The organism is Paenibacillus sp. Y859 (assembly GCF_056786405.1).
Map to the genome: position 1 here is coordinate 188318 of NZ_JBXCIZ010000007.1, position 24961 is coordinate 213278.

The 24961-nt window shown below is 37.4% G+C and carries 18 protein-coding genes; 16 read left to right on the forward strand and 2 right to left on the reverse strand.

Annotation, left to right across the window (positions count from 1 at the left end; translation table 11 throughout):
* The first annotated feature begins 5 nt into the window (after positions 1–5).
* From AC1TO8_RS16025 to galU, 5 genes are all read left to right on the forward strand, one after another.
* A complete protein-coding gene (locus AC1TO8_RS16025) occupies positions 6–1079 on the forward strand; it encodes a S1C family serine protease (RefSeq protein WP_482056624.1) in 1074 nt (357 codons plus the stop codon).
* Positions 1076–3013 carry a stalk domain-containing protein gene (locus AC1TO8_RS16030; protein WP_482056625.1) on the forward strand — a complete coding sequence of 646 codons (1938 nt, stop codon included), beginning with the start codon at positions 1076–1078 and terminating at the stop codon, positions 3011–3013. The genes AC1TO8_RS16025 and AC1TO8_RS16030 overlap by 4 nt, the downstream gene beginning before the upstream one ends.
* Positions 3013–3180, forward strand: coding sequence for a hypothetical protein (locus AC1TO8_RS16035; protein ID WP_482056626.1), 168 nt, complete (start codon positions 3013–3015; stop codon positions 3178–3180). The genes AC1TO8_RS16030 and AC1TO8_RS16035 overlap by 1 nt, the downstream gene beginning before the upstream one ends.
* 196 nt (positions 3181–3376) lie before the next feature.
* Positions 3377–5893, forward strand: coding sequence for a U32 family peptidase (locus tag AC1TO8_RS16040; RefSeq protein WP_482056627.1), 2517 nt, complete (start codon positions 3377–3379; stop codon positions 5891–5893).
* 387 nt (positions 5894–6280) lie between these two features.
* A complete protein-coding gene (gene galU, locus AC1TO8_RS16045) occupies positions 6281–7159 on the forward strand; it encodes a UTP--glucose-1-phosphate uridylyltransferase GalU (protein WP_482056628.1) in 879 nt (292 codons plus the stop codon).
* Between the two features lie 150 nt (positions 7160–7309).
* On the opposite strand, the gene AC1TO8_RS16050 is transcribed toward galU, so the two are convergent.
* Positions 7310–8284, reverse strand: coding sequence for an NAD(P)H-dependent flavin oxidoreductase (locus tag AC1TO8_RS16050; protein ID WP_482056629.1), 975 nt, complete (start codon positions 8282–8284; stop codon positions 7310–7312).
* A gap of 159 nt (positions 8285–8443) precedes the next feature.
* Between AC1TO8_RS16050 and AC1TO8_RS16055 the strand changes: the two genes are divergently transcribed.
* Positions 8444–9028: a TetR/AcrR family transcriptional regulator gene (locus tag AC1TO8_RS16055; RefSeq protein ID WP_482056630.1), complete on the forward strand. Its 585-nt coding sequence runs from the start codon at positions 8444–8446 to the stop codon at positions 9026–9028.
* A 149-nt stretch (positions 9029–9177) separates the two neighbouring features.
* On the opposite strand, the gene AC1TO8_RS16060 is transcribed toward AC1TO8_RS16055, so the two are convergent.
* Entirely contained in the window at positions 9178–11643 is a 2466-nt protein-coding gene (locus tag AC1TO8_RS16060; protein ID WP_482056631.1) for an O-antigen ligase family protein, read from the reverse strand.
* A gap of 128 nt (positions 11644–11771) precedes the next feature.
* Between AC1TO8_RS16060 and AC1TO8_RS16065 the strand changes: the two genes are divergently transcribed.
* The 10 genes from AC1TO8_RS16065 to AC1TO8_RS16110 all read left to right on the forward strand — a co-directional run bounded on the left by AC1TO8_RS16065 (position 11772) and on the right by AC1TO8_RS16110 (position 24956).
* A complete protein-coding gene (locus tag AC1TO8_RS16065) occupies positions 11772–13136 on the forward strand; it encodes an ABC transporter permease (RefSeq protein WP_482056632.1) in 1365 nt (454 codons plus the stop codon).
* A gap of 21 nt (positions 13137–13157) precedes the next feature.
* A complete protein-coding gene (locus AC1TO8_RS16070) occupies positions 13158–14381 on the forward strand; it encodes an ABC transporter ATP-binding protein (RefSeq protein ID WP_482056633.1) in 1224 nt (407 codons plus the stop codon).
* A 29-nt stretch (positions 14382–14410) separates the two neighbouring features.
* Positions 14411–15958 carry a class I SAM-dependent methyltransferase gene (locus AC1TO8_RS16075; protein ID WP_482056634.1) on the forward strand — a complete coding sequence of 516 codons (1548 nt, stop codon included), beginning with the start codon at positions 14411–14413 and terminating at the stop codon, positions 15956–15958.
* A 34-nt stretch (positions 15959–15992) separates the two neighbouring features.
* Positions 15993–18263 (forward strand): glycosyltransferase family 2 protein, encoded by a 2271-nt coding sequence (locus AC1TO8_RS16080; RefSeq protein WP_482056635.1) that lies wholly within the window; start codon positions 15993–15995, stop codon positions 18261–18263.
* A 153-nt stretch (positions 18264–18416) separates the two neighbouring features.
* Positions 18417–19436, forward strand: coding sequence for a glycosyltransferase family 2 protein (locus tag AC1TO8_RS16085; protein WP_482056636.1), 1020 nt, complete (start codon positions 18417–18419; stop codon positions 19434–19436).
* 7 nt (positions 19437–19443) lie between these two features.
* Positions 19444–20652 carry a glycosyltransferase family 4 protein gene (locus AC1TO8_RS16090; RefSeq protein WP_482056637.1) on the forward strand — a complete coding sequence of 403 codons (1209 nt, stop codon included), beginning with the start codon at positions 19444–19446 and terminating at the stop codon, positions 20650–20652.
* An 18-nt stretch (positions 20653–20670) separates the two neighbouring features.
* Positions 20671–21636, forward strand: a complete 966-nt coding sequence (locus AC1TO8_RS16095) for a lysylphosphatidylglycerol synthase transmembrane domain-containing protein (RefSeq protein WP_482056638.1) — start codon at positions 20671–20673, stop codon at positions 21634–21636.
* A 4-nt stretch (positions 21637–21640) separates the two neighbouring features.
* On the forward strand, positions 21641–22927 hold the full coding sequence (locus AC1TO8_RS16100; protein ID WP_482056639.1) for a hypothetical protein: 1287 nt from the start codon (positions 21641–21643) through the stop codon (positions 22925–22927).
* On the forward strand, positions 22924–23991 hold the full coding sequence (locus AC1TO8_RS16105) for a hypothetical protein (protein WP_482056640.1): 1068 nt from the start codon (positions 22924–22926) through the stop codon (positions 23989–23991). The genes AC1TO8_RS16100 and AC1TO8_RS16105 overlap by 4 nt, the downstream gene beginning before the upstream one ends.
* Positions 23988–24956 carry a GDP-mannose 4,6-dehydratase gene (locus tag AC1TO8_RS16110; RefSeq protein ID WP_482056641.1) on the forward strand — a complete coding sequence of 323 codons (969 nt, stop codon included), beginning with the start codon at positions 23988–23990 and terminating at the stop codon, positions 24954–24956. The genes AC1TO8_RS16105 and AC1TO8_RS16110 overlap by 4 nt, the downstream gene beginning before the upstream one ends.
* Positions 24957–24961 lie beyond the last annotated feature (5 nt).

Below are 24961 nucleotides of genomic sequence, written 5' to 3' on the forward strand. Positions count from 1 at the left end.
GAACGATGAATAGGTGGGGGAAGAGCAGTGCTATTATGCTGTTATGTAGCTTTATGCTCATGAGCGGTGTGGGAACTGTCGAGGCGCAACAGAAGGGGACAACCTCGAGCGTGACAACAAGTTCTACGAAAGTAAGTACAGACCCGGTTCCGCAAATTGTGAGAGATGTTTCAGCTTCAGTCGTCGGAATTATCGGTAAAGATGCGCTAGGACAGAGTAATAGCAATTCAGATCGATATAATCTAGTACATGGTACGGGTGTGATTATACGAGCAGATGGATGGATTGTGACGAATGCGCATGTCGTTAGTGGACTGGCGAATGCTATGGTAGTTACTTCGGATGGCAAGAGTTATACGATCAAGAAGGTATTCAAAGATGTGACAAGTGATATTGCGCTTGTGAAGGTTACGGCAAGTGGGTTAACGCCGGCTAAATTTACTAAGTCTATTTTGGATACAGAAGTGGGTGAGAAGGTTATTGCGATTGGTACTCCCGTATCATTCTCATTACGTAACTCGGCAACGGTGGGTGTGGTGAGTGGCATGAATCGTGGTGTGAATGCCGCCTATCGATTGATCCAGACAGATACAGCTATCAATCCTGGGAACAGCGGTGGGCCGCTGGTGAATATGAAGGGTGAGGTGCTGGGTATCAATACGATGAAATTCGCCGCTAATGGCGTTGAGAATATGGGCTTCTCCATTCCTTCGGATACGGTTCAATATGTGATTGATCAATTAATGAAATATGGTGAAGTGAAGCGTCCGAGCCTCGGTCTAGCATTAGAGGAAAGTTGGTCAGCTATCGTGGGTCTTCCTACGGATGATCCATTGACGGTCACGAAGGTGCTTTCATCAGAAGCTCAAGCGGCTGGAATACAGGAGGATGACGTCCTTTATAGCATTAATGGAATTACGGTCACGAATATCGTGGATATTAATGAGTTATTCAAGAAGTATGTACCGGGACAGACGGTGAAACTGTTAATGCAAAGCGACGGGGACATTGTAATTCGTTCAATGAAGCTGAGTCGCCAGGGTCTGATGTTAGATGAGGAAAGTGAGGTCAAGATATGATGACACTGGGGAACAAAGACGATGCTCTAATGAAGCGAAGGTTGCTGAGACAGTGGGTATGTAGTGTAATGTGCTTATGTTTATTTTTAACGGCATCACTTCCCGTCTTCGCGGATAATGGGGATAAGCTAGAATTGAGGATTAAAGTTGGGAGTACGATAGCTGTTATTAATGGACAACAAGTCGCTATTGTTAAGCCTTACATAGATCGTTCAACGACGATGGTTCCATTAGGAGTGTTTAAGAAGGCTTTTGGAAGCAAAGTCGCACTGGAAAAGAGTAACTTGGTCAAAGTGACTTATGGCTCACATAAGATAACGATGACGATCGACAGCCATGAGGCTTGGTTAGATGGAGTTAAAGTAAAGCTTGATGTAGCTCCTACTATGAAATCGGACACGTTAATGGTACCTCTTCGTTTCGTAGCTCAAGGTCTAGGGGCAACGATTACGTCGGGATCTTCGGGGGAATCTATCATTAAGCTTCTATCCCAAGTGGAAGTAATAGATTCAGAGATACTAAGTATTGATAGTGATATGGGAAAAACAAAGATCGGAAACAGTTACTATCAATGGACGATGAATTACCCGTCGGGTCTAGTGGTTGGGATGGATGGAAGTTATGAGAGTATGGCTACATTTAATGATGCAGAGGATGCGTATTATTTAGAAGTTCATGCTACCCCGCAAGAAGTGGAGTTACAGGTAGATGACCTCTTAGACCTATTAGTTGCAGATGCGAAGACATCTGGTGAAGTTATATTGGATCGTGAATCGTTCCCGAAAACTACTGTACCGTACGCTCGTATTGTTACGAAAGACTTAGAGGGTACGATCTGGGAGGCTCGCGCGTACTACGATCATGAACAGCTATATGAAATATACTTTGCTGATTGGCATGCTGTAAATTATAAAGATTTGAGTAAATACGGATCTTTTCTGAATTCATTCAGAACAAGTTATAATGAACGTGACCAATCAATCAAGGATTTGTCTAGTGTCGTTAATGGTATGTGGAATACTTATAACGGAGATTATGGTATTTCCCTGGATGTACCTGCTGGATGGTATATGGATGATGAGAACATGTACTATGAAGGTGAAGATGAAAGCTATCTTTCAATCGATGTGACGACAGCTCCGAAAGGTTCCAGTCTCGAGGGTTGGAGTGAACAGTTGAAGAAATGGCTAGGTGAATCATTTGTCGCAGAGTCATATAAAATTATAGATACGTATCCGATGGAGATCTCGGGCAATAAGGCGCTAGTTCTTGAAGTGAAGTACAACTATGGATATGGCTGGATTAGAGAATATGACGTCATGCTAGAGAAGGATGGATTCCGCTATTATTTCGAATACTCCGTACCTGAAGAACAGAAGGATATACTTGCAAAGTTCAAGGATATTATGGATTCCATCGATATTGAATATGAGGTAGTCTCAGAGACATTCGGAAGAATGGAGGAAGCTACGTATCTGATTGATAAATCGAAGGTCGTTACGAAGTCCTCGAAGGCATATCAATATAAAGTAAATATTCCGCAGTTCTGGATTCCTAATCAAGATAAATTTGAACGCTCATTAATAGATTATCAATTTACAGGCGGACGATTGTTAATATCGGCGAATAAGGATGCGACCTTCGAAGAGACGGTTAAACAGTTTAGCTCGTTTTACAATGAAGCAGTTAAGAATACGAAGGGAACTGTCATTCGCGGCATTGAGGATACAACCTTCGCGGGTGTGCCTGCAAAAGTATTCAAGTTACATCATGTGCTCGATGGAATCTCTTACGAGGGAACGCTATACGTATTCAGTCATAACGGAATTACTTATACGATAACGACCTCACTAAACGATGCGAATGCTACGCAGATCCATAAGGATTCGTTGGATAAGATGCTGAAGTCTTTTGCGTTTACGAAATTGAATTGATGAATTCATTAACAACATATCAGGTGAAGAGGTCCGCTCAACATGAGCGGGCCTTTTGTTTGAAATATAAGGAGGAGAAAAACGAAACTACGGCAGACCCACTAGGCAATGGAATGTGCGATGTGGAATGGAATAGTGGTGGATTTAGAGGACAAATTTGCAATTAAAGCTAACTGTGGGCGGAGTAGGGAGATATTTTGGTTGATAGTGGTGGTGTTGCTGAATATTGGCGATAATGATAGGGGAAATGAATGGGAAAGGTAGAAGGTTGATGTGATATTTGCTACAATAGATAAGTTATAGAGCTAATGTGATATACAAGAAGTTCATTGGCCGATAGGCTGATTTGGGAGGATATAGATAATGAAACAAGGTTTACACAGAGGAGACGTCGAGTTACTGGCGCCAGCAGGTGATTGGGATTGTATGAGAGCAGCGGTAGCGAACGGGGCGGATGCTATCTTTTTCGGAGTAGAAAAGTTTAATGCACGCGCACGTGCGAACAATTTCCGCATGATGGAATTACCGGAGATTATGGCGTTTCTGCATAGTTACGGGGTTAAAGGCTTTCTGACGTTTAATATTCTCGTGTTTGAGAATGAGTTGGAAGATGCGCGGGAGCTTATTGATGCTTGCGTGGATGCGGGTGTAGATGCAGTGATCGTACAAGATTTAGGTCTAGTGAAGATGATTCGTGAGATCTCGTCAGATTTCCCGATTCATGGATCAACACAGATGACGATTACGTCACCAGAAGCGGTTGAATTTACGAAGCCTTGGGATCTTGAAAGAGTTGTACTCGGTCGTGAGAATAATCTGAAGCAGATCAAGAAGATCGGGGATCAGGCGAAATTGCCGATGGAAGTATTCGTGCATGGTGCGCTTTGTGTCTCTTACTCGGGGCAATGTCTGACTTCTGAGATGTGGGGCGGACGCTCAGCGAACCGTGGGGAATGTGCGCAGGCTTGTCGTCTGCCGTATGACCTGATGGTTGACGGAGTTCAGAAGCCAATGGGGGATATATCTTACTTGTTATCACCTAAAGATCTCGCAGCAATCGATATTATGCCGGAATTGATCGAAGCGGGAGTGACTTCTTTTAAGATAGAAGGACGTCTCAAGACGCCAGAATATGTAGCTAACGTAGTGAGCAAGTATCGCAAAGCCATTGATCGTTATTTCGAAGGGGATTCAACGCCACCGAGCAAGGAAGAGATTCGGGAGCTTGAGCAGAGTTTCTCACGCGGTCTAACACATGGTTTCTTAGATGGGACGAACAATAAGAAGCTTGTGGAAGGGACTTATCCTAAGAGCCGTGGCGTATATATGGGTCGAGTGGAACAAATTTTACGTGACGGTGTAGTCTGCCGAATTGATGCACCGCTGAAGCGGGGCGACGGCATCGTATTCGACGCTGGGGATCCTACGAAGAAGGAAGAGGGCGGACGCGTCTACGACATACGCCGTAAAGGCGTGAAGATTGAAGGCGAAGCGGGAGAAGGCTGGATTATCGACATTGTTCCCGGTCGTAACGATGTCAATCTACAGAGATTAAATGTGGGCGATCGTATTTGGAAGACGAATGATCCCGCACTCGACAAGCGCCTGCGCCAGACGTTCGAGACGGAGAAACCATATCGGGTATTCCCAGTTCACGTGAAAGTTGTAGGTCACGTAGGTGGACTACTTACAACATGGTGGACGGATGTGCAAAAGGGTACAACGGTTCAAGTGGATTCCGAGATGGAATTGGAAGCGGCGCAGAAGCGTCCGATGGACTATGCATTGCTGGAAGAACAATTCGGCCGCCTTGGCGGGACGGTGTTCCAGCTGGAGAAGCTTGACGTCGAGTTGCAAGGAGACGTCATCGTGCCTATGCGCGAGCTGAACAGCATCCGCCGCCGTGCGGTGGAATTGCTCGCTGGCGAGCGTCCGAAGCCGCCCGTATACGTGAAACGGGCGATTGAGGTGTACGGCGATGCGGCGGCGCATAGCGCATCGCAGCCTGTGGCGCGTGGTGGAGCGGAGCTCACCGCGCTGTGCCGCAGCCTGCCGCAGGTGCAGGCTGCTCTCGAAGCAGGCGTAGGGATGATCTACGCTGACTTCGAGTTCATTAAGCAGTTCCCGGCAGCGGTGGAAGCTGTGCGTACGGCTGGAGCTAAGATTGCGCTGGCAACGCCGCGCATTCATATGCCTGGAGAGAACGGCTACCACAACAACATCCTGCGTCTGCAGCCTGATGCTGTGCTGGTGCGTAACACAGGGGCGCTGTATTTCTATCTGCGCCATCGTCAAGAACATCCGGATGCCCAGCATCCGCAACTGATTGGCGACTTCTCATTGAATATCGCCAACCACAAAGCGGCTGACCTGTTCATCCAATCCGGTTGTGATATGATCACACCGTCATATGATCTGAACATTCAGCAAATGGTGGATATGCTTGGACGTGCCGATACGTCCAAGATGGAGATCGTTATCCACCAGCATCTACCGATGTTCCATACGGAGCATTGCGTCTACTGTACCTTCCTAAGTGAAGGCACAGACTTTACGAACTGTGGACGTCCGTGTGAAGAGCATAACATTTCGCTCCAAGATCGCATCGGCATGTCTCATCCTGTTCGTGTAGATGAAGGTTGCCGCAATACTGTCTATAACGCCATCGAGCAATCCGGGGCAGAATATCTCGCTAACTTTATGGATCTTGGTGTATCGACTTACCGCATCGAATTCTTGGAAGAAACACCAGACCAAGTGGCCGAGGTCATAGATCTTTACACACGAGCATTGCGCGGAGAGATCAGCGGTTCACAAGTATGGCGTACGCTGAAAGCAACCAACCAGCTTGGAGTTACACGGGGGCAGTTGGTGAAGTAATAGGAATAACAAGTATAGCTTATATATGAATAAAGGATGATTCATCCTCACAATGAGGGCGAATCATCCTTTTTGTTATGCTGTGAGTAGACTTGTTTGGGTTGTAGCGGCTATATATGTATGATTTGTTAAGAAACATAGTTCACCTAAGAATAATTCCGTATCCCAATCAATAATATTCTGATCCCGGGCAAAGAACGTACTAATCGAAATTTTTGAAAGGATTGATGAGAAGTAGTTAAACCATCCGTTCTCATAGAGAGCTTCGAGATCGAGCTGGAAGAGGAGTCTACCAAATAGCCCTTTAGTGTTTTTTTTGTTACAATCATTGGATAGGAAACTAGGAATTAATTCTTTGAAAAATGCTATATAAGGAGACTCATGTAGATGAAGATTCGTAAAGCGATCATCCCGGCGGCGGGATTAGGAACTCGATTCTTACCCGCCACGAAGGCGATGCCGAAGGAAATGCTACCTATCGTAGATAAGCCCACAATTCAGTATATTGTTGAAGAGGCCGTTGCGTCAGGAATTGAAGACATTATTATCGTCACAGGGAAAGGCAAACGTGCGATCGAGGATCATTTTGACTACTCATTTGAACTGGAGCATAATCTTGAATCTAAGGAAAAGTGGGATCTACTCAACGAAGTCCGCAAGTCATCAGAAATGGCAGATATACACTATATCCGTCAGAAGGAGCCGAAGGGACTAGGGCATGCGATCTGGTGTGCACGGAAGTTTATTGGCAATGAGCCTTTTGCTGTCTTGCTGGGGGATGATATCGTAGAAGCGGATGAACCTTGTCTTAAGCAGATGATCAATATATATGAACATTACCAATCCTCCGTTGTCGGTGTGCAGCCGGTCCCATGGAACGAAGTATCTAGGTACGGAATTGTGGATGGTTCATTATTGGATGAACGGGTATATCAAGCTAATCGTTTGGTGGAGAAACCGAGACAAGAAATCGCTCCATCCAACCTAGCGATTATGGGACGCTACATACTTACACCACAGATTTTTGAGATACTTGGAGAACAACATGCCGGCGTGAATGGTGAAATTCAACTAACAGACGCTATTTCTAGACTGGGTGAGCTAGAGAGAATCCTCGCATACCACTTCGAGGGGCAGAGACATGATGTAGGAGAGAAGCTAGGATTTATTAAGACAACGATTCATTATGCATTACAACACGGTGAGTTAAGAGAAGACCTGCTTAAGTATATGAAGCAAATGATCCATCAGATAGAGCAATCATAAGTAAAGTTATCTTACAATTCAGATATGCAAAGAAGACATTATTATAAGTTCCTTATTAGAAACTCTATGGCCCCGATGGTTGAAGTGTCACCTCTTATAAGTACTATAATATAAAAGTAGACCCTATAGTATCTATAGGGTCTACTTTGTTTATTGAAAATCAGCCATTAATTCATCTACAATTCCTTTAACTGTTTTCTTTTCTTTAATCAGATCAATCGCTGTATTTACAGATACAATACCTTCTGCAATTCGCCCATCAAGCATTCCTGTACGAAGACCGCCACGCTTATTAATTTCTTGTTCAACCTCGTCACTAGATTTTCCACTGTTATACATTTCTGCTAACTCCACCGCTGATTTCGTAGGAGTAGAACGTTGTACCCCTGAAACAAGTAGTAAGTCCTCTGCTTTAGAATTGATAATATCTTGTTTAGCTTCTTCAGAAGCAGGATTCTCTTCAGATACAATAAAGCGAGTTCCTACATAGACTGCTTCAGCTCCAAGTGCGAAAGCGGCTCGTACACCACGAATATCATTAATTCCACCTGCAGCAATAACGGGGATGTCAACCACATCTACAATAGTTGGTACGATAGAGAAAGTTCCAATTTGGCGTTGTGGGATATGTCCTCCCTCGTCGTATCCTGTAGCGACAATTATATCAACGCCGCTCTCTTCTGCAATTTTTGCAGAAGCAACGGATGGCGTTAACTCTCTAAAGATTATAATACCACCACGTTCTTTTATTTCTTTGAAAATATTTCTATTTACTTCTCCTACCACTACAAAGATTTTTACATCTTCTTCAAAAGCAACATCAAGTGATCTTCTAACATAAATGTTATCTTGCTCCATACCATCTGACGGAGAATACATATTAAGACCGAATGGTTTATCCGTTAACTTTTTAATTTCTCTAATCTCACTTCTAAGTCCATCTTCTACAGATAGCGTTTCATCTTTCGCATGTCGACCTGCATTAAATCCTAAGACACCTAATCCACCAGCTTCAGAAACCGCAGCTACAAATTTAGCATTTGTAAGCCAATTTAATGGTGCTTGAATAATTGGATATTTAATTCCTAAGATGTCTTCTACTCTTTTGTTTGTTTTTATATTCATTACTTTCACCTCGAATTTTAAAATACAACTTTTGCTTAAACAACAACTGTTGTACAATTGACTTTATACTAGAATTCACTTATTATCAATCATCAAGTTTGGTGTTTTATTGCTTAAACAACAAGCGAATAGAAATGTTGTTTATATAGGGGGATAAATATGGTAGTTACAAAAGTAGATCCACGTATTATACGGACAAGAAAATTATTAATAGATGCTTTTATAAAATTAACTATAAAAAAAGATTTCAAAGATATTACCATAAAGGATATTACGGATGAAGCAACCGTTAATCGTGCCACCTTTTATGCTCATTTTAATGACAAATATGATTTGTTGGGTGCGGTTCTTACAGAAGATATATTTGAAAGCATTGTAAAAGAATTGAATCATCACAAAAGGTTAAATGAAGAGACCATTGTAAACATCTTTTTAACATTAACTCGATTTCATACGAAAACATTCACGGAATTAAGCTCACAATGTAGAAGGAGTTATGAATCCTTTAGTTCAATAATTGAATTAAAAGTAAAAACGGAACTGGGGAAATTGTTTTATTCTCTACATTTAAAACAACTACCTAAGTTGGATTCGGAAGCCTTAAAAATTGGTGCTGCTGTGTTAAGTTGCGGAGTTTACGGAGCATCTGTAGATTGGCACAATAATAGTTCTCTTTCGGCAGAACAATATATAAAAAAAGCCTTACCATTTATAGTGACAGAAACAAATGATTTTAAAGGATAATTTCAAACACTCCTATCTTGAACTTTTTTTGAGTAATAAAGTTTCATGTGACTTCAATTTGCCGAGATCTCGAATCTACGTCAATATCATTGACAAACGGCACCTATCCTTTTCACAGGATGGGTGCCGTTTCTAAATCTATATTCTTTTTAAAAAGTCGCTCCCACAATAGAGTCGATCTGCTCTTTCTCCGTAGGATCAATCTGGATCAAACGATCTAATACCGCCGGATCATTTAATTCCTGCTTCATTAACGCAGCCACATACCAACGTGCAATTTCACGGTTGATTGGGTCACTTAAGTCTTCAACCAGTCCAATCTTCAATGCTTCTGAAGCCAATAATGGTTGATTAAGTAGGAAGTGTATTTTACCCGTGTTCAAGATCATAGAAGGCGTATTGGCGAATGGACGTCCAGCCAATTGTCCCTCAGGGAGAGTAGCGAGATGCACCAGCCCAGTTTGTACCTTATCGAATGCTTCAATAGCAGCATTGAAGTATTTATCTTTAGAATCCATGTCTTGTCTGTTTAAGGCATCGTAACCAAGTTCATATCCTTGTGAGATAATCCGTTCATACCACTCAATATCCCAATTGAAGCTCTCAGAATGAGTTACTAAGAGATCGAAGGCTTGCTCTTGTTCACCCTTTAGTTGATGCAAAGTAATGAGTTGATTAATCATATTCTTGTTGTACGGCTCATCTTTAAGTGCCTCAGCAATCATACTATACGCGGCATTGTAGAAATCTTCGTTCTGCTGTTGCGAGTAGACTTGCTGATAGAGATTAGCTAGCAAGAGTACCGAATCTGGGTGATTCTTACGTAAGCTGAGATCTTTATCAAGTGGTGCCTTAATCTCTTCGAAAGATGTACTGGTCTGTGCTAGGATCCTAGCTTCCATTCCAGCGTTACTTGCTTGAGCATAGCGGAATGAAGTGAATAGTACGATCACGGCACATATCCCGACGACTAGACTGTATAGGATGCTAACTCCACTACCACTGAAGCGTAATTGTGGGAAGCGCATTGGTTTATTCTCCATAACGGAAGCCATACCACCAAGTCCGAGGTATACGAGAATGCCGATGAACATGTAACTCATATTAAAGTCTAGAATACTATGCAATAGAATAGACAATACGAGGATGAGGTAGAGGAAGTGAGATTCACGGCCTTCTTCATCCTCCTTCATGTAACCACGAATATATTTATAGAATATAAAGATCAGGAATGACATAAATACGATAAAACCAAGGATGCCGACTTCTACTAGATATTGAAGGAAAAAGTTATGCGCCTGACGGCTCGTGTAAGGGTTATTCTGATATTTCTCATACAATGAACCCCAAGCGCCACCCCCTGCACCTAGTACAGGATAATCCTCAACAACCTTTATGGCATCTTTATAAAATGTTAACCGTTCTAGAACACTATGCTGTTGGAAGTTAATATTATCTAGACGAGTACTCATATTGTCAGGAAGGATGTTCCGTGCACCTGTCCCGATGAAGAGAAAAGCAAGAGCGCCTACAACAATGACCGATCCTACAGGAATCCATAAATTCGCAGATTTACGATCCGACCAAGATTGCAGGCCACGTTCTAGAAGTGGATTTATCCACCTCTGAATTACCCATGTTAATAAGGCAACAACAACCGAAGCAGCTAGTAAGGTTCCCCATGCTTTAGCAGCCACACCGCCTTCATACGTCGTATTCAATTGCAATCCCAAATCCGTTACCGTCTTCGAGATCAGCAAGGATGCTACTCCAGCGACACCTATGTATACAACCCACAGAATTTGCTTAGCTGGCTTCAAGAATAAGAGTAGTAGAACAAACACGACTGGAAGCATAACTAAACCACCGCGTGAGAGCGTTAATAGAATGGATACGATAATAGGTACTAACATGAAGCCATGAATCGCTTGTCCATACCATGTTTTGGAGCGAATTAGGAAAAATACAGCAGCGAATAGAAAAGCCATCAGAAAAGCAGCGTAAGTGTTAGCGTACTGGAACACTGATGTCAGACGTAATCCGTTAGAGTCCGTCATAACAGCATCCGTATATTTACCGTCCAGCACAGCATTAGAGAACCACGCTACTAACTTTCCAGCGAACGTCCCTTGTCCGAACCAATTGAGCATACCGAATCCTACAATAACATAGGAAACCACCATAATCGTCGTCTGGATCACTTTATTAGCGAACTTATCTCGCAACAAGAATAATCCAACGATGAACATGATCGCATACGTACATTGAATGATCACCATATTCATTGCCATGGAATGAGAGGCAGCACCGAAGAGTGCCAACACAAAAGTAATAGGAAGTAATAATACCCAAATAGCCATCCAATCTCGTTGATCTTCCAATTGAATAGACTTGTAATAATTAGCAATCCAAATCAATAGAATCACACAAGCCATAGCTGCTGCCCAGAATATAGGCGCCTCAAAGTTCAGCGTCTGCCCATTAAATAATGCCACTTGAAATGGCGTCCACGCTAAATATAGAATGATAGATGCTAATAATACCCATGATAATAATGGTAATTTGGCGACATCTCTCGACCTTTTAGCCTGTTTACCGTATACTTGTTTAGACAAAGTTTTCAATCTCCTTTATATGTAGATATGAACAATATTTTAACATAGGGCCTGGAAATAAAACAGAACACCAAGAATTACTGTAGGTGGAATTCCCAAATTTGCTATTGGATCGAAGGAGTACGTGAATGAAATTTAAAAAAACAATACTTACTGTCATAGGACTCGTGCTACTGTTTCTTTTTTTTAATATGTTTACTTCCTATCAACATAGTGACTCTAAATTAAGTTTTCAATTTCAGTTGAATTCTGATCAACCAGATGATTACCAGCTATTCTATATTACTAAAGAGGGCGAAGGGTGGGCTGAGGAGCAATCTCATCATCAGGCTTATGAACACTCAGGAACCTGGCAAACCATGAAATATAATTTATCCAAGGATGTGTATTCCCTTAGATTAGATTTGGGTAATCAGAAGGCTTTAGTTAGTATTAAAGATGTTCAATTAATAGGAAACTCCAAAGTAAGCATCTCTCTTAATGAAATCATCAATCAGCAAAACGAAGTGAAGGTAATAAGCCAGAAGGATCAACAAACGAAACTACAAGTAGCTGAATTGGATCCATATTTAGTACTGGATATAAAACCACGGATTGATGCTGCATTAAATGGTAGTAGCGTTCTCAAAGTCATTTTCGCTTCATTGGCTAGCATTATAACTACTCTAGTTAGCTTGTATATTATAAATTCCGTCAAAGATGTATATAGATTTCTGAAAGAGATATATAAAGGAAGACGGTTAATTATCAGCCTAGCCAAAAATGATTTTAAAACTAAATATGCATCATCCTACTTAGGGATAGTATGGGGATTCATACAGCCGTTGCTTACTATTATTACCTACTGGTTTGTATTCCAAGTGGGTTTGCGAAGTGGTAGTGTATCGGACGTCCCATTTATACTTTGGTTTATAGTCGCTATAATTCCATGGTTTTTCTTCTCGGAAGCCCTATCAAGTGCTACAAACGTGTATTCAGAATATAGTTATCTTGTGAAAAAAGTTGTATTTAAGATTGAATTGCTACCGGTAGTTAAGATTATATCTGTCTTATTCGTACATTTATTTTTCATCTTATTTATATTTCTAATGTACACTGGATATGGATACTATCCGAACATTTATAATGTTCAATTGATCTATTATCTGATTTGCACCATTGCACTTGCCTTCTCGGTATCATTACTTACATCTTCTATTGTATTATTCTTTAAGGATTTAAATCAAATTATAATTATCGTTTTGCAAATTGGATTTTGGTTCACTCCGATTGGATGGCCATATACCATGATCTCTGACTTTTGGATCAAAATTTTCAAGTTAAATCCAATGTTCTACATTGTGGAAGGATATAGGGATACCTTCATTAGGCAGGTTGCCTTTATTGATCATCCATATTATACGTTTTACTTTTGGATGTTTTGTGCAACTTCACTTGTGATTGGAATTAAAAGTTTTAAAAAGTTAAAACCTCATTTTGCAGATGTAATATAAGGTGTAAAGGTGGAATATAGTTTGAACCATATAATCGAAATTCAAGATGTTGTTAAATCTTATAAATTATACGATAAGCCCTTAGACCGTCTAAAAGAAGCGATCTCGCCGACTCATAAAATGTATCATAAGGAGTTCAAAGCTCTTAATGGTATATCATTTAAGGTTGAGAAGGGTGATGCACTTGGGATTCTCGGAAAGAATGGATCTGGGAAATCAACCTTATTGAAAATGATAACAGGAGTCTTATCTCCCTCAAGTGGAACTATACAAGTAAAAGGTAAGATATCAGCGATATTGGAACTAGGTGCGGGCTTCAATCCAGAGTATAGTGGCAAAGAGAATGTATACTTAAATGGTCTGATGATGGGATTTACCCGTGAAGAAATCGATAATAAAATGGATGATATTATTGAATTCGCGGATATCGGTGAATTTATTGATCAACCTGTCAAGATATACTCTAGTGGTATGTTTGCCAGATTGGCTTTCGCTGTTTCTATTAATGTAGATCCGGATATACTGATTGTAGATGAAGCGCTTGCTGTGGGAGACGTACGTTTTCAAACGAAATGTATTGAGAAAATGAAAGAGCTAAAGAACAAAGGGACAACAATATTATTTGTATCCCACGCCACTGAACAAGTGAAAAGGTTCTGTAATAAAGCGGTATGGCTTAAGGATGGGATAGTGCAAGCTTCAGGAGAATCTTCTGAAATAGCTGATTTATACGAAGATTTCATGAAGTACAACACTGAGCATAGTCCTAATGGTGAGATTACAACTGGACAGGACCAAACCGAAAGTTCACAACCAGAGGATTTCGTCAAGCCGAGCGACTCGGATATATTATCGGCAATTACAAAAGTGAAACTAAATAAGAATAGTTTTAAAACGTTTGATGAACTAGAAGTGGAAGTGGAATATGAAGTCTACGAAGACGCTATAGAAGGGTTATTATTGGGTGTAGCTATTTATACGCCAGATCGCAAATATATTTTTGGACCAAATACCCATCTAGAAAAGATTGATATTCCGAATAGATTAGGCAGACATAAAGTGAAATATATTATATCTAGCCTACCATTACTTGGGGGAACCTTTCATATTGATGTAGGGATATTTAATAATGAAGGCATAGTATGTCTACACTACAAAGAGAATGTTGTGGACTTTAATATAACGAATAAATATATTTCGGAAGGCTTAGTATATATGAAGCATAGATGGGAAGTCATTAAATAGGAAAGATAATTGAGTATGGAGGTTACAGAATGGGTGTGGCATTTGACCAGTATCAAAGATATAACAATGTTCGGAACATTATTAATGATTTAAGAGTGGATGATGAAACATTTCGTATTCTAGAGGTAGGTGCAAATGAGCATCGGAATTTAGAACAGTTCCTACCTAAGGATAAGATAACCTATTTAGATATTCAACTACCAGAAGAGTTAATGAATGATCCAAATTATATTTTAGGCGACGCTACTAGCATGAGTTTTCCAGATCATGAGTATGATGTGATTGTTGCATTGGATGTGTTTGAACATATTCCAATGGAGAAGAGAAATCAGTTTATTGATGAGTTATACCGTGTCAGTTCCCAATTTTGTATTATCACCGCACCCTTCTATTCTCAACAAACGGTAGATGCGGAATCTAGAGTGAACTCAGTGTACAAGAGTATCTTTAATGAAAACTATATATGGCTTGAAGAGCATATGGATAATGGCCTACCAGATAAAGATATTCTTAAAGATTATCTCAAGTCGAAAGATATAAACTACAAGATGATCGGTCATGGGAATATCGATATTTGGGAAAGGTTAATGGGAATTCACTTTTTTGCAGCCAAACATCATGAACTGGGACTTTACCGTCAAGAAATAGACATATTCTATAATTCTAATCTATTTGATTATGATTACACGGAAGAATCTTATAGAAAAGTTGTTGTTTTAGAAAAGAATAGAGAGTGTAATCTCTTGGAAAGAACATCTTCAGAAGTCCCCCTGACAACTTTGAACAAGCTCGGTATGATGGAAAGGACATTTTATAGTCTATTTTCAATGATGGATAAGAAGGATGGGGCAGCTCTAATAAGTGAGGATAAAATCCAAATATTTATAGATTCTGGACAGGGATTTTCTGAATCTCAGAGCGAGAGTTTTCCATTCAATAATGATAAAGAGTTAACAAAGCAAGTTTCAGTTGATCTTCATTATGCTGAGGGGATTCAAAGTATAAGAATAGATCCTTCGAATTATAGTGGGATCTATAAAGTGGAAAACATTAAACTTACCGAAACTACTAGTGATGAGTTAATTAATTTCGAAATAGTAGGGAATTTTGATCTTGAAGCATCTAATGTTTTTTGGTTTGAAAAGGACGATCCTAATATTATTTTGAAATTGGGGTCTGAAATGAATATATCGAAGGTAGAATTTGATGTTTCTAAATTATCTAAAGATGAAATTGTTAAATTGTTTGTGAGTAAGTTATCAAGTAAGCAAAAAGAGATTGTTTCGATTGACGCAGATTATAAGAACCAGTTAACGAAGAATGGGACTCTTAATGAAACTCTAGCTAATAACAAACAAATATTAGAAGACTTGCATAATGAGATGGAATTTTTAAGAGCAATGAATTATGAAACGGAAGCTAGAGTAGAGACTTTAACTGGGATAATAAAAAGTAATGAAAATGTTCAGAAAGAGTTAACTACTGTGTTGTTATCAAAAGAACTTGAGTTAAAAGAGGTTTATAATTCAAAAGCTTGGAAATTAGTTGTTAGAATGAGGAAGATACTACGTAAGTAACTCTAACAAGATAAGCCTGATGAGGAGGATTGTATTGAAGAGTATAGGCATACTTATTCGAATTATTTCAGCGATCGCTGGTTTTATTGGTTTTAAATCAACATTGAACGCTATCCCAGTTTCAGATTTGGCGAAATTAAATGGTAAATGGATTTCAACAGGAGTAGATCCAGCGTTTATTTTGGACGGACGTTTTTTTAGTGGCTGGAATGTTATGACTTGGGATTCAGCAAGTGCAGATAATATTCCGGTTAAATTATATTGGGATGATGGTGCTGGTTTCTCTGAAGATAGAAGCATATATCTAGCATCGATTTCTGCAGGAGCAAGTAAATATAAAACAATATTTCATATTCCACTAGGTGTTAAGCGGCTTCGATTAGATCCAGGTGAACAGGAGGCTGAATTTAAACTTGAAAAAATAAAAATTAAGAAAACTCTAAAACACTACATTTTAATAGGATCTATCGTTAAGTTAATGAAACAACGTGGGTTTAACGCCCGAACAATAAGAACACTTATACACAAAGCTATTATTGTTTATAAATCTCATGGATTAAAAGGCCTGAAACAAAAAGTAAAGTCAGTTCAGGGGGAGACATCTAGCATTAATAATAGCTATGAAATGTGGCTAATTCGAAATGCAATCAATGCTAATACTATAAAGGAAGCTAAGGAGAGTATGAGACTATTTGAGTATAATCCTTTAATATCAGTAATTCTTCCCGTTTATAATGTTGATGAAATATGGTTGAGGAAGTGTATTGATTCAGTCGTAGGTCAGATTTATTCCAATTGGGAGCTATGTATATCTGATGATGCCTCAACTAAGCCCCATATTAAAAAGGTATTAACAGAGTATAAAGCGAAAGATGCACGAATAAAGGTTATATTTAGAGAAAAGAACGGACATATCTCTGAGAACTCAAACACTGCGATTGAATTAGCAACTGGAGAGTTCATTGCATTACTAGACCATGATGATGAATTAGCTCCTGCGGCGTTGTATGAGGTAGTAAAACTATTAAATACACACCCAGATGCTGACATGATTTACACTGATGAAGATAAGATTGGAGTTAATGGCGAGAGACACTCTCCATATTTTAAACCAGATTGGTCTCCTGATCTTATTCTTTCTAATATGTATACTTGTCATTTAGGCATATATCGCAAAAAAATTGTGGATCAACTAGGAGGATTTCGGAAAGGGTTCGAAGGGAGTCAGGATTACGATCTAGTACTAAGGTTTACTGAATTGACTGCTCAGATATACCATATACCCCAAATTCTATATCATTGGAGAAGCATACCTGAATCGACTGCCTCAGGATCAGGTGCTAAGAATTACACCCACTATGCTGGAATAAGGTCATTAGAAGATACTTTAGATAGACGAGGGATCGACGGACGTGTGGAAGAGATAGAAGGGTATCAAAACATGTATCGAGTACATTATAATTTAAAGGAAGAATCACTGGTTTCCATTATTATCCCAACTAAAGATATGGGAGAAATTCTAGATATATGTTTAGAGTCTATTGTTAGCAAAACAGCTTATAGTAATTTCGAAATAATTATTGTTGATAATGGAAGTAAGGAAGAGAAAACATTCTCTGTGTTCCATAAGTGGGAGCAGTTCTTGGGTGAGAAGATCAGAATAATCACATTAGACATTCCTTTTAATTATTCAAGAATTAATAATATTGCTGTCGAAGAATCAAAGGGGACTCTAATATTATTACTGAATAACGATATAGAAATTATAAGTCCTAATTGGTTGAATGAAATGGTCAGTCATTCTCTACGTGATAATACCGGTGCAGTTGGAGCCAAACTTTATTATCCAGATCGAACAATTCAACATTCAGGTGTGATCATGGGATTAGGTGGGGTTGCTGGACATGCCTTTAGAACGCGTAATGAACTAGATCCAGGGTATTTCGGGATGTTAGTTACAAATCGGAACTGTTCAGTCGTAACGGCTGCTTGCTTAATGATAAGAAAAGAAGTGTTTATTGAAGTTGGAGGTCTTGAAGAGGGACTTTCTGTGGCATTTAATGATGTGGACTTTTGTCTGAAATTAATCGAAAAGGGTTATTATAATGTTTGCTTAAATAGTGTGAGTTTGTATCATCATGAGTCAAAAACCAGAGGTGCTGAAGATACAGTAGAGAAGAAAGAGAGATTTATGAAAGAAATTGAGTACATGGTAACTAAATGGCCTGAATTTATAGAGGCAGACCCATTCTATAATATAAATCTTTCGCTAGAAAGTGATAAGTCTTATTCATTTAAGGTTTAGTTGCGATATTACAATTTATATCTAAGACATATTAAGTCTTGTGATAAGATAACGAAGATCTATTGGTGACATGTGTAATAGAACTCTTCTTTTTAGAATAAATTTTATATGGATTATCAATTGATTCAGAAGTTTTAGGGGGATGTTCATACGATGATATTAAAAAAACAAGATACATTCATTGATTTATCTGTTGTTTGCCCGATCTATAATGAAGAAGAAAGTATTCCTTTATTATATGAATCTATCAATTCGTCACTTCAAAGATTGAATATGAATTTTGAAATTATCTTAGTTGATGATGGAAGCAAAGATGGAAGTTATAATGTATTAAAACAATTACAGGAAAAGGATTCGAGAGTTAAGGTGATTAAATTTAGAAGAAACTTCGGACAGACTGCCGCAATGGCGGCAGGCTTTGATTATGCAATGGGAAGGATCATAATAAGTATGGACTCGGACCTTCAAAACGATCCTGATGATATTCCGTTGTTGCTTAATAAAATTAATGAGGGTTTTGATGTAGTAAGTGGTTGGCGTAAAGATCGTAAAGACAAAACTATAAGTCGTAAAATACCTTCTAAAATTGCAAATAAGATCATTTCTACAATGACTGGTGTCAAACTTCATGATTACGGTTGTTCACTGAAGGCTTATCGTTCAGAGGTTATAAAAAATATTTATTTGTATGGAGAGATGCATAGATTTATTCCAGCAATTTGTAGTATGGTCGGTGCGAAAATTGTTGAAATTCCTGTTAAACATCATGCAAGGAAGTTTGGTCAATCGAAGTATGGTATATCCAGAACGATAAGGGTTGTATTGGACTTAGTAACGGTTAGATTTTTACAGTCATATCTAACTAGACCAATACAATTATTTGGTAAGATGGGAGTTTACTCAATAGGCGGTGGGTTTATATTTTTTATTCTTACAATACTTATGAAGTATAATGGTTCGTTAAATATAACAGGAAACCCCTTTTTTCTTAGTTCTATCTTTTTGTTCTTAGCTGGTATACAAATGATTGTTACAGGACTACTTGCTGAAATTCAGACGAGAACATACTATGAAGGACAAAAGAAGTCTATTTATGTAGTTGATGAGTTCTTGACTAGTATGAATGAAATGACTGAATACAGTACTTTTATAGCGACAACAAAAGAAAAGTGAGGATAAAATGATAAAGGAAAATAGAAACATTCTGATGATTGCTCCAACTCCCTTTTTCTCAGATAGAGGATGTCATGTGAGGATTCTTGAAGAAATAGAGGCCATTAAGGCTCAGGGGTATAGTACTAAATTGATTACATATCATTTAGGTAGAGATATTGATGGGATAGATATTATAAGAACGATGAATATACCTTGGTATAAGAAACAATCACCAGGTCCTTCGTATCATAAATTTTATGTGGACATACTTTTACTTATAAAGTGTTGGATATGCATTCGGAAAGAAAAGCCAGTTGTTCTACATGGGCACTTACATGAGGGTGCCTTTGTAGCGATAATCTTGAAATGGTTGTTTAAAATTCCAGTAATATTTGATGTTCAAGGGAGCTTAGTTGATGAATTGGTTAGTCATAAGTTTATGAAACCCAAAGGCATTATATACAAGTGTTTTCGATTGTTGGAATCATTCATATATAAAAGGTCTGATCATCTAATTATTTCATCAGAAAACACAGCACAATCTATTATCAAACATTTTGGAATATCGAATCAGAAAATAACCGTAATTAATGATGGGATTAATACAAATCGTCTAAATACCTATTATTTGGATGTAGATAGCAAACATTTACTAATTAAAAATTTAGATATTCCTGATGATAAAACTATAATTGGATTCTTAGGTGCTTTAAATGAATATCAAGGTATGGATATTTTGTTGGATTCAATAAAAACGATTAGTGAGCAATCAATTTCTAAGGAATTGCACTTTTTAATTATGGGATATCCTAATGTAGAAAAATATAAGCAAAGATCCATAGATTTAGGAATTCAGCAGTTGGTGTCATTTACCGGTAAAATTGATTATGAAGATATTGGAGGCTATTTATCTCTATTGGACATAGCTGTTACACCTAAAATCTCTTTAACCGAAGCCAATGGTAAATTGATTAATTACATGGCAATGGGATTACCCATAGTAGCATTCGGCACTCCTGTAAATAAGCAATATTTAGGTGATAAGTATCAGTATTATGCTGATATTAATAACCATTCATCATTTACTGATATGCTATTAAAAATGATTAATCTAAGCAAGGAGGAGCGTAATGATGTTGGAGTGGCTCTAAAGGAGAGGGTGTTTAGTGAGTTTGATATGAAAGATATCTCCATGGAACTGGTACGTGTTTATAACAAGGTTTGCGATAATTAATATGAAGGCTGGAATAAGATGCTTAATTCTAATGGTAATAAGAAAAAATATAAAACTATATTGAAGTGGGCAGTGTCTGTAATACTGATAATATGGTTGTTAAGTAGATTTCCTATCTCAGAGGTATATGCTACTTTGAAAAATACGAATTTATGGATTTATGTATTTGCCTTATTTATTAATGTTCTTACAATCTTTATTCAAGGGCATAAATGGCATTATATAAATAAAAGCCTCGGGGTGCAAATGGATTATAGGAAAACACAATATAATAATTGGATTAGTAACTTCTATGGCTATTTAACTCCAGGGAAGATAGGTGGAGATGTCTACAGATATATTAGCATTAATAAGGAATCCGCAGTAAACATTAAAGCTCTAGCCTTAAGTTCAACATTAATTGAGAAAGTATCAACGCTTTTTTTAGTATTAATTATAGGTGGGATATCTCTAAATTTTGCCGATATCCAAGTTATTGATAATTATCTAGTTAGTCTGCTATTGATAGCTCTAATTATAGCGTATTTGTTATTTTTACTTTTCCATAAAAAAATGTCTGTTCTGTTAGAGAAAATAGTATTAAGTAAATTCAAAAAAAAGGAAGCAAAAGAGGCGGTTCTGTCTGTAGTTAAACTACTGAGGGATCAACTGTTTATAAAACATAATGTAATTATATTATTATATTCATTAATATTTCAAATAACTTCATCCTTTATCGTATACTTATGTGCGTTAGCACTAGACTTTAATGTTGGGTATATGAGTTTATTAGTAGTATTTTCAGTATCTACTTTAGTTACTGCACTACCAATATCGATTTCAGGTATAGGCGTTAGAGAGTCTGTATATGTGATGCTGTTAGCTAGTATGAATGGAGACAGTCTAACTGCGCTATCATTATCTCTTTTAGTTTTTTCATCTGGATTTATTGTAGTCATTCTAGGTGGGTTATTAAGTTTAAAATCGGGGTCGTTGAGAAGGTGAGATTATGTCTAGATTTAGAGAGCTTTATTATAATGATTCTAAAACGAAATATTCACTATTAAAGTGGACGATGTTGGGCTTGTTGTTAAGGTTTTTATGTATGCCATTTTTTTTTCATGGAGATATAATATCGGTATACTGGAGAGGGTATGATTTAGCATTTAATTATAATGCAGTTTTTTCTAATGAGCAAGGCAGCACTGTGTTACATGCATTATTTTTGAGGGTTATCAACATATTCGTAAATATAAAGCAAATATTTATTATGCCATCGCAAATCACGTCATTCACTGATTATACAAATGTTACTTATCAATACATTACCGAGTCATTTAACCATCTGTATGGGGTTATATTTATTCTTAAAATTCCATATCTTATATTTGATCTAATTATCCCAGTCGTCTTATTGTATTTATTTCAAGATAATAAGAAGGCTGCAATATTAGCCTATAAATTCTGGATGGTCAACATTGTATTAATATACTCAGTTTATATTTTTGGGAGATATGAAAGCATACCCCTATTTTTTCTTGTATTACTATTAGTTTGTTTGAAAAAAGAGAAATACAAATCAGTATTTTTATTACTTGGAATTGGAATTACAATAAGACTTTATCTTTTCTTTTTCTTAATACCCTTACTTTTAATAGTACCTCAAACGGCGAAGGATAAGATCAAATTAGTAATGATTACTATAATCCCCTCAATTATTCTTACAGTTTTATTTAGTTTAATGGGGAGCACTAATATTCCTTTGGCATCAGTGGCTGGATCTGATCATGGTAGTTTTATTTTTGCATTCAAATCAAATTTATTAGGTGGCCATAATATTTATTGGTTTGTTGTCTTTTATCTTATTGTGTTATTGATTTTGTTTTTTAACGATAAGGTAATAAATGTTTACAACGATTCTTGGAAATACATGTTTATTATAATATCTTTCATGCTTTCTATTAGCTTTTTCCATCCACAATATTTCTCGTGGTTTGTAATTTTCATTCCTTTTTTCTTTCTATATGAAGAAAAATATAAATGGTTTACCTTTTATATTATTCAAGGTTTAGTTTTTCTAGTTTATTCTATGTTTTGGAATAATGATCTATTCCTTTTACTTACAAAATTCGTTGTAAATACAACAGAAGTATCTTCTGTATATGAATTTACCGATTCATATATATCCTCAGAGTTACTAATAAGTTTATTGCGTAGTGCACTAGCTGCATCATTGATCTATCCAATTATTTTTATTGTCAAAAAAATGCGAGCAAACAATGAGGTTGAACTATGAATAAGAATCATAAGATTATATATGTGACTCTATCACTGCTCTTGTTAACTGGAACTCTATTTATTTATTATTATTCTGAAGGGAAGGAAGAAAGTTATACTTCAGTAGTTATAGAAAATAAAAATAGTTTTGAAAAGTCCGATTTAACCCAAATCAGAATTGATATACACAAACGTCCCTTTTCTAGTTACACTCCACAGAAGTTAATAGTAAAGGGTGTGGGGGATGAAAAAGTAAATTTCAGTAAAGAGATATTAAATGATCAGATTATATTTACTATCCCGTTAATGCTACAAGCTAATGAGAGCAGAAATTATATAATACAAGAAGGTCAAGGTGATTATGTAGAGCAAACTCCTGATCTAGCTTTGAAATCCATAGTAGAACAAAATATTAATATAAGTGGTAGTGGTGAACAGAATATTGAGTATTGGGGCGTCGAGACTGTCGATAGTTATTTGGGAATTAAACCCTTATTGGGTGGATCGATGTTAAAAGTCAGTTTAAGTCCTCTATTAACAGATTCTACAGATGACCATTTCGTTAACTATATTCCAATTAGTGGAGAATTGGAATATAACATAGAAGATACTACTTTTCTCGAATACGATATATTAAGTGCTGAACAGACCAATATGAGGCTAACTGTTCAAGGAATAGTCGATGGAAACCCTACTTGGTCTAAAATCACCTGGGACAATGATATTATCAAGTCTAAAGTGAATGAGTGGATTCACGTGAGGACTCCACTATCCGAATTTGATAATCAAACTCTTAGTGAATTGTTTCTAATGGCAAACGATTCTCCTTCATTAGATAATGATAATGATCTAGTTTTTTTAATTGATAATATTAGACTAACTGAAGGTGATAATTATAGAATTAATATAGATTATAGATTGAAAGACAAGGTAGACAATTTTTTGAACTATTGGTTTAGTCCATTTATTAAGCATTTAAAAGAGGATAAGATATTTACAGGTTTATACAGTATGTTGATATTTTTGGTTTTAGTAGGCTTAGTTTATTTCTCTGTTAAAGAGCGAAAAGAGGAAACGAAATGACAACTTTAATAACTGGTGGCGCAGGATTTATAGGATCACATCTTGTTAATAAGTTATTGAAAAATAACGAGAGAGTAGTGGTTATTGATAATTTCAATGATTTTTATAACTCTAGTCTGAAAAGAGATAATATTTCTGGATTTATGAGAAACCCATTATTTAATTACTATGAAGGTGATATTACAGATGTTGTATTCTTAAAAGAAGTCTTTCTTAAAGAGAAACCTAGAAAAGTAGTTCATCTTGCTGCATGGGCGGGAGTTCGCCCATCTATTCAACAACCGCTCTTATATGAATCAGTAAACGTCATGGGTACTCTTAATTTATTGGAAATATGCAAAGAACTTAATATTAAAAACTTTGTATTTGCATCTTCATCATCGGTATATGGAATTAATGCAAAGATTCCATTCTCAGAAGAAGATCCGGTTAATCAAATGATTTCTCCATACGCGGTTACAAAACGGGCGGGGGAATTACATTGTTATACATATTCACATTTGTTTGGAATTCCAATTTCTTGTCTTCGATTCTTTACCGTATATGGACCAAGACAACGGCCAGAGATGGCTATTCATAAATTCACGAGAATGATTGATCGTGGTGAAAAGCTGACAATGTTTGGGGATGGGAGTACTAAACGTGACTATACATTTATAGAGGATATTGTGGATGGAATAATTGGGGTCTTAAATAATCCTAGACCATTTGAAATTTATAATATAGGTAATTCAACAACGGTAGAACTCAGATATTTAATTCAACTTATTGAAGGTGGTTTAAACAAGAAGGCTGATATTGAGGTATTACCTGAACAACAAGGAGATGTTCCAATCACCTTCTCTGATACTAATAAGATCCATAAATTATGTGGTTTTCAAGCTAAAACATCTATAGAAACTGGAATTGAGATGTTTATAAAGTGGTATAAGGATAATGGTCAACTACTTACAAAATATACGTAATAAAT